At 66.0% G+C, this 11,514-nt stretch carries 6 protein-coding genes and 1 pseudogene; 1 reads left to right on the top strand and 6 read right to left on the bottom strand.

The window, feature by feature from the left end; all coding sequences use genetic code 11:
- Positions 1 to 782 precede the first annotated feature (782 nt).
- The 4 genes from BA175_RS30925 to BA175_RS21990 are packed head-to-tail and all read right to left on the bottom strand — an operon-like array spanning position 783 to position 7,114.
- Positions 783 to 1,208 (bottom strand): hypothetical protein, encoded by a 426-nt coding sequence (locus BA175_RS30925; protein WP_139131408.1) that lies wholly within the window; start codon positions 1,206 to 1,208, stop codon positions 783 to 785.
- Between the two features lie 4 nt (positions 1,209 to 1,212).
- Positions 1,213 to 5,940: a putative T7SS-secreted protein gene (locus BA175_RS22000; protein ID WP_079159779.1), complete on the bottom strand. Its 4,728-nt coding sequence runs from the start codon at positions 5,938 to 5,940 to the stop codon at positions 1,213 to 1,215.
- Positions 5,940 to 6,587, bottom strand: a complete 648-nt coding sequence (locus tag BA175_RS21995) for a hypothetical protein (protein ID WP_069173226.1) — start codon at positions 6,585 to 6,587, stop codon at positions 5,940 to 5,942. Before BA175_RS21995 ends, BA175_RS22000 begins: the two co-directional genes overlap by 1 nt.
- Positions 6,584 to 7,114, bottom strand: coding sequence for an SseB family protein (locus BA175_RS21990; protein WP_254667946.1), 531 nt, complete (start codon positions 7,112 to 7,114; stop codon positions 6,584 to 6,586). Before BA175_RS21990 ends, BA175_RS21995 begins: the two co-directional genes overlap by 4 nt.
- Positions 7,115 to 7,235: 121 nt before the next feature.
- Here BA175_RS21990 and BA175_RS21985 point away from each other — a divergent pair.
- Positions 7,236 to 7,394: pseudogene (locus BA175_RS21985) on the top strand (alpha/beta hydrolase); the annotation flags it as partial.
- Positions 7,395 to 7,452: 58 nt separating this feature from the next.
- Here BA175_RS21985 and BA175_RS21980 read toward each other — a convergent pair.
- Together BA175_RS21980 and BA175_RS21975 are read right to left on the bottom strand one after the other, a co-directional pair.
- Positions 7,453 to 9,618 carry a UvrD-helicase domain-containing protein gene (locus BA175_RS21980; RefSeq protein ID WP_069173224.1) on the bottom strand — a complete coding sequence of 722 codons (2,166 nt, stop codon included), beginning with the start codon at positions 9,616 to 9,618 and terminating at the stop codon, positions 7,453 to 7,455.
- 45 nt (positions 9,619 to 9,663) lie between these two features.
- A complete protein-coding gene (locus BA175_RS21975) occupies positions 9,664 to 11,262 on the bottom strand; it encodes a serine/threonine-protein kinase (RefSeq protein ID WP_069173223.1) in 1,599 nt (532 codons plus the stop codon).
- Positions 11,263 to 11,514: the final 252 nt, after the last annotated feature.

Genomic DNA, 11,514 nt, shown 5'->3' with positions numbered 1-11,514 from the left:
CACCGCCGAGACGGCCCTGCACAGCAACACGAGGGTCGGATACCGCAGTCTTCGCGCATAGCGTGAAGTGCCATGTAGTCATGCCGCTATCCGGCGGACGACGATCCAGTACTCGTTGTCTTCCTCGGAAACCGCGAACAGGGTTCTTCCGTCCGCTGACAAGCTGACGAACTCGTGTGAACCAGTTGCTGCGGCAATGCGGGAGGGGAGGCCGTCTCCGCCATTGTCTTTCACCCGGACCCAGCCGATAGAGGCGCCCCCGCCTCCGGGCGGCAGAATACTAAATTCTCCGCATTCTGGGGGAGTGAGTCGTTCGGCAGTGTGCAATTTCCACTGGTGGTCGACCTCGCCAAGTGCGGACGGGTGCCGTGCGATAGTTGTTGTCGGCTCTACATCTACTCCTGTAACTAAACGAATGGCTGCCACGGGAGAGGGTGCTGAAGCGGGCGCTGCTCCCTCGATTACTGTCAAACTGCAAGAACGCAAAGTTTCTCGCCAATTACGGACCGCATCTTCGGGCATTCCCACGCCCTCTTCCTCGAATAATGGGACACTCAGTTTCGTTACTTCACGTCCGGGCCCCGGAGACGCAGACTCGGCCGAGACGGGGCAGTACGGGCAGTGACGACTGGCGAGTTCGACAGCACCTCCGGTACCCGCCAACTCTGGTCCGGATTAACATAGGCCTCGATGAGACTGGGCGCATCTTCCGTTTTCCTGCCGATTACTCCACGGCCCTTTTGGGGCAGTGCGAGGCTTGGAGTACCTCATGGACCGGCCCATCATTTACCGGTTTTCCGTCCGGCCCCACCGTCTACATGAAAACCCAACGCATTGCCTGCGGCGATGGAAATTGCCAGGAGTTTTTGGCGGCTCACAGAGGGTACGGAGAATTCATTTTCTATGGCGAAGGAGAGAAAACGTGACGGCAGGTCGATATTGTAAGCTTCTATGTATGCTGCCAGGTCCAAACGCCACACAAACTGACCGTCTGACATCAGTGACGAACCGCCAGGAACTTGGAAGGAATTCTCGATGACGTCCGATGTTGTCTCCATGATGTCAAAAATCGGATATCCGGATTGCAGATAACCCACTATTTTTGACTTAGGGTAGGAAGTCTGGCTCCGCACCTTACCTTTGATTGATTCGCAAAACACATCCGAATCGCCGGAATGCATCTCCTGAAAAAATCCGATCATTTCCACTCGATCACCCACTTGAAATCGGGAGGAAAATCCTCCAATATCCGTCTTTGTCGATCTGCGGAATTTGGCCGGTACCCATAATCGGATTCGTTCCGACCTTCTCGGTCGGCGCCCGCACGGTTATTCCGAGCTCGTTGGCGACCTGCTGAGCGATTCCGGAACCATCCGCCCCTGAGTGGCATACCATGAGTCTCACAGGCCCGCCATTGTAGCTCGGATTGTTCGTGATCGCGTCGACGATCTGCCCTCCGTTCACCCTACCCCCGGGCATGTCCAGGAAGCCGTCCCGGCTCCCGTGGGCCACGACGTCGTGCTCGCCAGCATTCAGCACATTATCGAAATTGCGCATGCTCGGCCCATCGGATCCGATCAGGGTCCCCGTTGGTCCGTAGGTTACGGGTGCACCAGCGGGAATCGCGTTGTCTTCCATGTAGTCGATCGAGCCGGGGCAAGGGGATAGCCCCAGCGGATCTATCATCTTGTGCGGATTGCTGACGTACGTAACGGGGTTGGGTGCCGGAGTAAGGCCCGAAGGGTCAGGGGAAATGTAACGACCTGAGGTCGGGTCATAGTAGCGAAAGTAGTTGTAGTTAAGTCCCGTCTCCGGGTCGAAGTATTGCCCAGGGAAGCGAATTGGTGTGTAAGCAGTACTGGATGCTGTCCACGAGGTTGTACCCCATAGAGTGCTGCGCGCCCGCCAAGCCAGATTCCCTGATTCGTCAATAAGTTCTCTGGGAGATCCGACGAGATCGGCGACTATGGAAAAGAAGCGTTGGTCAATTGTTTCGTCAGGTGTCTCCGCCTTGAACCGGCGTTCCACCTGTGTGAGAGGAAGCAGACCGAGGTGGTCCCAAGTGATGGCAATACAGTCAGAAATTGCATCCTCTCTGGTGGTCTGTTCAGAAAGAACAGTGCCGTCCCATGAGAACGTGCTGTGTTGCCCATCGGTCGTTCCGTCGTCGGCCACTCGCCGTTTGGCAATGCGGCGACCGAGAGGGTCATAGTGGTAGTGCCAGCGTGTACCGTCAGGGGTTATGACGTCAGTCAGGCGATTGTCTGCGTCCCACGTGTAATGCCACGTGTCGGGCTTGCGTGAGAGCCTGGTTTTCTGACGCAGAGTGACGCGTCCCAGCGAGTCGTGTTCGTATCGAACGCTGCCTGCGTTCCTGATTTTCGTTCCTGCGTATGTGCGGGTGCCAGTGGCTTCCAGTTCTGGGTGAGGGGCTGGCCAGGATGCTTCAGTCTGGTTTCCTGCGGTGTCGTAGGCATAGCGCTCATTCCAATTCGCGCCATGGACAGCGGTCACTCGGCCTACGGTGTCGAGGTCGAAGGTAATCTTTCCAGTAGTTTGCTCTATGAGCTCAATCAAGTTCCCGTCTGCGCGATAGGAGTACTCGCGGCATTGCATGCTGCGGTCGGCTTCGATGACCCGCTGGGAAGCGAGGCGACCCATCGAGTCGAATTGAGAAGCCAGCAGCACGCTATCCCCAATGTGTCGAGCAACCTCTCGCCCCACCGCATCGTGTACAAAGCCAAGGATGCGGTCTGACGTAGTGAGTGAGGTACGCCGGCCTGCCGCGTCATGCGTCCACCGGCTGACGACTCCGCTGGGGGTTGTGCGACCCGTACGGCGTCCGAGCCGGTCATACTGGTATGTCGTCGTAAGGCCGTTGACGGTTTCGGACTGTAGGCGGCCATAGCGGTCCCGCAGGCAAGTGACAGTGGCGTCCGCGTTGACAGCCTCGGCAAGTTGGTCTGAGAGGTCGTATGCGAAGGTTGTGACGGCTCCTGCAGCGTCTTTGGAGACGATCCGGTTCAGCACGTCCTGCTTGTAGCGGATGACCTGGCCGAGGGCGTCGGTACGCGCGGTCAAGCGGCCTGCCGCATCGCGGTCGTAGGTCACCGTGCGATCGTCGAAGTCGCATTCCGATATGAGGTGCCCGGCCGCGTCGTAGACATAGTCCCAGGTAAGGCCCTGAGGGTTGCGGACCTGGGTGAGGCGAAGATCGTGGTCGTACGCGAACTCGTACCGCACACCGTCTGGGCCGGTGCGGGCGGTCATGAGGTCGAAGTGGGTGTACTCGAAGCGGGAGAGTGTGCCCATGGCGTCGGTGTGAGTCAGGCAGTTGCCCTCACCGTCGTATGTCCAGGAATGCGTGGACCCGTCCGCGTTTATACGGCGGGACAGTTTCCCTTCGACTGTCCACTCGAAGCGGGTGACGGCACCGAGGGGGTCGGTGTGGACGACGGGCCGGCCGAAGGCGTCCCGGGTGATTTCGGTGGCTGCACCGAGTGGGTCGACGATCCTCACGGGCAGACCGGCCGTGTTGCTTCGGATATGAGTCGTGTTGCCGAGTGCGTCCGTCACGGAGGCCGCGTGGCCGGCGTCGTTGTAGATGGTGCGGGTCACGGCTCCAGCCGGGTCCGTGACAGCAAGACGATTGCCGCGTTCGTCGTACTCCTGGCGCACCACGGTCCGGTCGGGGTTGGTGACACGGACCGGTAGGCCGAGGCTGTTGTACTGCGCGGACATCTCGCGGCCATCCGGGCGCACCGCTGAGGTCAGTCGGCCTGACGCGTCGTACGCGAAGCTGTGGACGCGGCCGAGCGGGTCCGTACGGGACAACAGACGGTTGTAGCGGTCGCGTTCGAAACGGGTGATGGCACCCAGCGGATCGATCTCGGCCACCACCTGGTAGCTGTCATTGATGACATAGCGGTGGACGGCTCCACTGCTGCTGGTGACGGTGGTGACACGCATCCCGGTCTCGGGATCGGTGGCGTCGTAGTCGAGGCTCAGGGCCATGTGACCTGCGGCGCCGCCCTCGGTCACGCACCGGTCCCTGTCGTCGTAGGCATAGTCGTACCGGCTGTCGTTGGTGTCGGTCCAGGAAGTGACCCGACCGCGGTCGTCATAGGCGAACCGGAGCGGCAAGCCAGAAGAATTGACGACCTCGGTGAGATGACCGTCGGTGTAGCGGTAGCGGAGGATCTCCTGGTCGGTACCGTCCTGCGCGGCCCTGGCGAGGTGGAGGGCGGTGATCCGGCCCTCTCTCGTGGTGAACTTGAGGTGGTAGCCGGCACAGTGAACGATCCCCGTCGGAGCTCCGGCTTCGTCGTATTCGAATTGGACCCAGTTGCGGTTGCGGTCGTCGATCTGCAGCAGGGGGGCGACATCCCCGGACCGCGAACCGAAGTGCCGTACTCGGCCGCTGTCCGGATCGGTGACCGTGTAGTCCCCGTTGCTGTCCAGTTCAAGGGGCCAGCGCGCGCCGTGGCTCGGCATGACCGGTACGCCGGGCGCGGGGTGCGGGTAGGACAGCAGCAGGCCGTCCTCACACACGAAGACGATGCCCTGGGAATCGATTTCGAGTCGCTGGTCGGCCGTGGAGGACCATGAGGGACCGAACCACCGCCCGGCGCGGTAGTCGGAAGCGACCCGGCGGCGGAATATCAACGGGAGCGTCCCTGGCAACGCGATGTCCGTCTGCGGCAGGTACATCGTCCCGGTCGCCAGATCGACCGGGTCCGTCGGGTCCTTCTCCACTCCCTTGTCCGGCTTCGACGACTTGGCGGGATCGCTGACACCCTTGCGGGCAGCGCTCTCCGCCCCGTCTTTCAGCCCATGGCGCGCGAGGCCCTTGATCAGCCCGCCGCCCTTGGTGCCGACCAGTTCGGGGACGAGTCGGCCGAAGAATTCCGACGGGTCGCCCTTGGCCGCGTCCCAGGCGTTCTTCAGTGTCCGATCCGGGTTGGCGGCGCTGGAGACGAGACCGGCGAGCGTCATGTTGACGCCCTTGTAGTACTCGGCCGGATGCGTGATGTTGTACGGGTCCAGCGGATAGACCGAGCGGACGAAGTTCACCAGCCCCGCCGTGCCCTTGACGACACCACCACCGAAGTGGGCCAGCTCGATGCCCTGGCCCACGCCGTAGTCGTAGAACTCCTGCTTGGCCCGGTCCAGGCCTTTGGGTTCCTTCGGTGCGTGGGCCATCGCCGCGGTGATCAGGCTCTTCGCCGCTTCGGCGGCTTCGTCACGTGCCCGCCGCGCACGCTGAAGCGTCTCCTGCGCCTGCTGCCGCTTGACCAGGCCCGGATCGGAAAACTTCCCCGGGTGCGGGAGCGGATGGTCGGTGTTACGGACCGCGTTGTACGCCTCCGCCTTCTCCTTGAACGCGGCAGCAGCCGTCTCGTAGTCCTGCTTGCCCTCCTTGTAGAGAGCGATCGCCTCACCGGCCTTTGCCTGCGCGCTGGTGACGGTGTGCGCGTACGTCTCCAGCGCTGCGGCCGCGTCCTCGAAAGCCGCAGCCGCGCGCACCCAGTCGGTCGGCAGGGTCTGGAACTTCTCCCGGAAGGTGTCGGCGGCCACCCCCTTCCAGTGACCCGAGTCGAGCTTCCTCATCCCGCTGCCGACGAGGTCGAAGGCGTGTCGGAAGTCGCGCAGGTTCTTCACCGCCGCGGCGATCTTCTCCGGCCTGCCGTGGATCAGCTCGTTCGCTTCCTCACTCTGCCCGAGCTGCTGCTCGCCGACCTGCGCACCCAGGGACGACGCGGTCTCATCGCCCCAGTCCTCGACCTTGTCCGCCCACTCGTCGGCACCGACCTTCTCCAGGCCGGCGCCGAGGACATCGGTGCCCTTGTCGATCCCCTCGCCGACGATCTCCTTGCCCTTGTCGACAAGGTTCCCGGCTCCGTCGTACAGGTCCCCGGCGAACTTCTCCCAGTCCGGCATCAGTCGCCCTGCCCCCATCGCGGCTGTTCGGCCTGGTCGATCGTCTCCTGCGACGGATCGAGCTGCTCCTTGAGCCGCTCATCCGCCGCCGCCCGCACCGCCGGGTCCACCAGCCCGTTACGCTCCATGGAATCGAGCGCGGCGTCCTCCACGTCGTACGCGGTGTCCCGCCAGGTCTGCTTCACCTCGCCGTGAGCCTCACTCATCGACTCCCGGCTCCAGTCCGCCCCGTCATACGGGGACTGACCCCTGATCGCGTCCCAGCTCATGGCCTTGACCTCCTCCTCGGAGGCGTGCGGATTGCCGTTCACGGAGTTCACACCGATCTTGAACGAGTCCTTGATGTACTGCTCCTGCTCCGCGAACGAACCCGCCGACAGGCCGACCCCGAGGGCGAAGCCGTTCCCCTTCTGCGTCAAGGCCCGCACACCCCATTCCCAGCGGTTGCAGAACGTCTCGAACTCCGACGTCAGCCCGCCATGCCCCAACTCCAGCCCGGACAGTGCGAGATCGGAGAAACCCCGCCCCGTGGACGCCTGCCCGACGAATCCGAGCTCCTTCAACTCGGCATGCGCCAGATCGATCCCCTTCGCGATCTCCGCCAAGGCCGCCGGCGGCACGTGGAGATCAGGACTCTCCCCACTCATCGCGTCCCCCCGAGATCCACCGCGACCGCGTCCGGCACGATGCCCGCCACCGGCGGGAACAACATCCCGCCGTCCTCACTGCCCGCATCCAGCGCCACCCCCGCCGGACCCGGCAGCAACGGCACCATCACATCCAGCAACCTCGCACCGAGAACGGTCCGGTACGCCCACTCCCGCCCGGCATCCCCCCGAGCCCGCGCGAACCGGGCCAGCGCCTCCTCGTCCGAGAACGCGCAGATCCAGCGCACCCCGTTCTGATCGGCCGACCACAGGTCTCCATTGCCGTCCAGCGGCACCAACACCGCCGTACGCCGGAACTCACCCAGCAACACAGCGAAATCCCTGCGAGTTGTTCGCAGCCGGGCGTCCTCGGACTCCAGCGGCTGTGCTGCCCGCTCGGGCTTTGCTGTCTGCGCCGGCTTCCCGACCGGCAGACTCTCCGGCGACGGATCGACGAGAACCCACAGGTCCTCCAGTCGTGAGCGCCTCGGCTGCTGCTCCGGTATGTGATCCCCACCCGTGGTCATGCGAAGGATCATCACATGTACGAATTTCCGTCTGCAACGCTGTTCCCGGCCGCTGGCCGGAACCCGCCGCATGGGGCACGACACCTGCCCTGCCCACCAAGGCCCGGCAGATCCGGACGCCGTCGGCATCGGAATCGAACGCCAACTCCGTCCTTTCGCCGATGACATGGTCGGACACCGTCTCCAGGACCGCGGCCACATCATTCCCCTCGGCCGCCCCGACGCGTGGTGCGCGCTCCTCGCTCCCTTCCTCGCCGCCGATCTGCCGAAGCCCACGTGACCGGAGCGAGGCCGACGGCTCACCGTCGGTGGTGCAGGCGTCCGTCCCGTCGGTGAGCTCAGCTCCGGCCCGGAAGGGCTGGGTGGCTCACTGTGCCCGTCTCCACCAGGAACTCGCTCGGCTCGCCCCACCACGACACGTAGAGACTGTCCCGCGCGCGGGTACAGGCGACGAACAGCAGGCAGCGTTCAGCCAGAAGGTCCGTCTCGTGCTGCAGCCGGTCGACGTCCACCGGCGTCACGGCCCGCGGATACGGCAGGGCGCCGTTGCTCACCCCGATGACAGCGACGCACCGGAACTCCAGCCCTTTGAACGCGTGCATGGTGCCGATCTGGACGGCGGACGGGTCGGAGACGGCGTCGCCCCGCAGGCGAGCAGCACGGATCCCCGCCGCTGTGAGCCGTTCCACCGCCTTGTCGCAGCTCTTGTTGAACCGGGAACCGACACCGATCTCACCCGGTTCGATCCCTTCGTCGAGCCACCCGCGTACCCGGGTGACGAGGGCGTCGAGTTCGGCGTCTTCCGAGCTCTCGCCGAACACCTCGGGTCCGTTGCCGTGCAGAGCCGACCGGTAGCCGAGCAGTGTCTCGTTGCGGGCGTCGTCCGCCAGTTGTTCGAAGGGGCGGCCGACGAGGAGAGCGGTCGACCAGCTGAGGATCTCGTGGGTGGACCGGTAGTTCTTGCGCATCTTCGTCGACCGCCCGGCGACCCGGACGCCGACCGCCTTCAACGACACCTTGGTGTCGTAGATGCGCTGGTGCGGGTCACCCGCGATGAAGAGGTCGTCCGGCCGGGCCGGAGCCGCCGCGCGCAGCAGCCTCCACTGGGCGGGGTGCAGATCTTGGGCCTCGTCGACGACCACGTGCCGGTAGCGTGGGCCGACGCTCTTCAGCAGGTCGGCTGCCTCCGCGCACGTACCCAGGTAGGTGCGCAGTCCGTCCGTGCCGAGCCGCCGGGTGAACTCCTCGATCGTGCGCCAGACGAGTCCGCGGGACGATGCGGGCAGCGCGCTGCCCCGTCCCCGCCGCTCGCAGCCCTCGTACTCCTCCAGGGTCCGCAGGTCCTGTGCGAGAACCACGTGCTTGTACTCCTGGGCGAGGAACTGTGCGGTGCCGGCGAAGCCGGTGGTCCGGGCCGCCTCCTCCCACCGTGCCTGCTCCTCGCCGCCTCGCAGGGGCCGCCGCGACGTGGACACCACACGTCCGGCGAACGCGTCGACGGTCATGATGTCGACACGGTCACGCAGCGCCTCGTCCTCGACCAGTGCCGCGAGCCCCGCCCGCAGCGCGGCCACGAGCGTGTTGGTGTACGTCGTCAGCAGGATCCGGTCACCGTCGCGCAGGTGCCCCAGCAGGTGGCGTACCCGGTGCAGTGCGACGACCGTCTTGCCGGTGCCCGGGCCGCCCGTGACCTGTGCGGGGCCCGCGTACGAGGGGCGATAGGCGACCTTGTGCTGTGACGGGTGGAGGAAGACCCGCCAGGCGGCGAAGGGCTTGGCGAGGATGTCGCGGAGCTCCTCGGACGCGGTGACGAGCGCGATACGGGTCCGGGTGCGCCCGATGGCGGTGGCGAAGTCCTCGGTGTCCACGGGCGGTTCGCCGGCGGACGCGGTGGACATGCTGACGGACACCACGTCCCGCCACACCTCCTCGACGCCGAAACCCGCCGCCAGGTACTCCAGGACCTCTCGCTGGTCCTGCGGGAAGTACGGGGCGAAGATCTCCAACTGCTCCGCGTCGGTGAGCGCGCGTGCCTGGCGCAGGGTCGTCCCGTCGATGCCGAGCGCGGTCATGTCCCCGTCGGACACGCGCGCGAACAGGCGTCGGTCGGGAGCCGGGGCGATGCGCTCGTAGGCCGGGGTCAACTCCTCGAGTGTGTCGATGTCCCGGATCTCGACGGCCCGGGTGACGGTGTTGATGCTCGCCTTCTGCTTGACCGCCCATGCGATCGCCTTGTCGTGCGGCATCACCCGTAGCAGTACGTAGGTGTCCCCGCTGTCCGGTGCGAGGACGACACCCCGCGTTCCCTGGTCGATGCGGATGGTCCTGATGTGCGGATCGCGGGCCCGTCTGAGGGACTCCAGCTTCAGTCCCTGGTCCTTGAACAGCTGGTCCAGAGTGAGACGTTCGAACTTCTCCCAGGCGTCGAACACGCCCTGTTTGACGCTGCCCTGGAGCTTGCCGAGCTGGGCGCAGAAGTCGATGGCGAAGGCGAGGTGGGGCATGGGAGGGCTCTCCGGGAAGCAGCGGGTCTCAGTGGTGGTGTCAACTCAGGCGGCCGGGCCGTCGAGATCGAGCTCGATCAGGGTCAGTGCCTCGGCGACCTCTTCGGACATCTCGTCCTGGGGGCCGTAGACCAGGCACAGATCGTCGTGGAGTGGTGCGAGGACCAGACGCGCCTCGGTCGCCCGCCCCTGGGCGAGCAGCAGCATGCCGATGTCCCGGCGCAGCTCGACCGCTTCCTCGCTCACATCGCCGTCGACCGCCCGGACGACGTCCAGGACGTTCCGGAGCGTGGCCAGGGCCTCGGTGACCTGGCCCAGCTCGCCACGGCATCGAGCCGCCTGGGCGCGACAGGCGCGGGCCTGCCTACTGCCGGGGCCGCCGGTACGCGCGTAGGCGTCGGCCAGGGCGTCGAACTCTGGCAACGCGGCCCGGTAGTCCCCACCGAGCAGCCGGATCGCCGCCCGCTGCGTCCGCAACTCCAGCACCTTCCCGTTCTCCGGTCCGAGGGCACGCGCGGCCGGATCGATGATCCCGCCCAGCACCTCCGCGGCCTGGGTGAACCGCTCCTCGTCCAGCAGCGCGTCGGAGTGCGCGTACGCCTCGGCGATCTCCTCCCGCAGCTGGTCGGGTACGGGCACGGCGGCGGGCGGCACTGCGGCCGGATCCACCGTCGTGGGGGTGGGCCGGGCGGCGTCGGCGCGGGCGCGGGGCGCGTAGGGGCGGCGGAACAGCGCCGTCGGGTCCGGTGCCCCTGCCGGCCCGGCCTCACCGGGCGCGGGCCTTTCGCCGGGCGGCGGGAGGAACGGCCGCAGCCGTTCGTACACCTCCTGGACGTCGGCGGGCCGGGCCTCCGCCGCCTTACGCAGCAGGTGCAGGACGAGTTCCTCCAGTGCGGTCGGCACGTCGGGCCGAAGTGCGCGCAGGGGAGTGGGTGCGGCATTGACGTGCTGGTACATGACCAGGTACTCGCTGTCGGCCGTGAACAGCGTCCGGCCGCTGAGCAGTTCGTGCAGCACGCAGCCCAGGGCGTACAGGTCGGTCTGCGGGCTGGTCCGCCCGCCCCGCACCTGCTCCGGCGCCATGTACTGGTACGTGCCGATCAGGCTGCCGGTCGCCGTGAGCTTGGTGACGTCCGTACGGAGGATGGCGGCGATCCCGAAGTCCAGGACCTTCACCGTGCCGTCCCGTGCGACGAGGATGTTGGACGGCTTGAGGTCGCGGTGGCTGACGGGCACGTCGTGCGCGTACGACAGTACGGTGGCGACCTGCGCGGCGACCGCCACCGCCCAGCTGACGGGCAGTGGGTTCGCGGGGTGGATGTACGCGGACAGCGGCATCCCGTCGACCAGCTCCATGACGAGGAACAGCCGCTCGTACGTCGTGTCCGTGTCGTCGAGCACCGCGTCGTACACCTGCGGTACGCCGGGGTGCTGGATCCGGGCGGTGATGCGGGCCTCGCGCTTGAACCGCTTGGCGAACTCCTCCGCCAGCTGCGGCGATCCGGCGACGGCCTGGTGGCGGACCACCTTCACCGCGACGGGCCGGTCCAGTACGGCGTCGTAGCCGCGCCACACGTCCCCCATGCCACCGCTGTTGAGCTCCTCGAGGAGCTCGTACCGCCCGGCGATCGGCTGCTGTAACACCTTGCCCCCGTGTGTACGTGCGCGTGCCGGCCGACGCGTGTGTACGCGCCGGCCCGACGTGGTGGGGCAAGTCTCTCCGGCGCGGCGATGTCGGTCCAGCGGAGTCGGAGGAGTGGGGGTAGAGACCTCGTTTTCCGGTCACCGGAGGGCGTTCAGGGCTGCCGGCGCGGGGGCCTCGTCATCGGGTGGGTCCGGGCCGGCGAAGGGGGACGGAACAGAGGGGTGGTCGGCAAGGGCGTCACCAGCGCGCTC

The sequence above is a fragment of the Streptomyces griseus genome (assembly GCF_001715295.1).
Lineage (GTDB): Bacteria > Actinomycetota > Actinomycetes > Streptomycetales > Streptomycetaceae > Streptomyces > Streptomyces griseus_G.
Note: the sequence above shows the minus strand (reverse complement) of the source record. Positions and strands in the feature narration are given on the sequence as shown.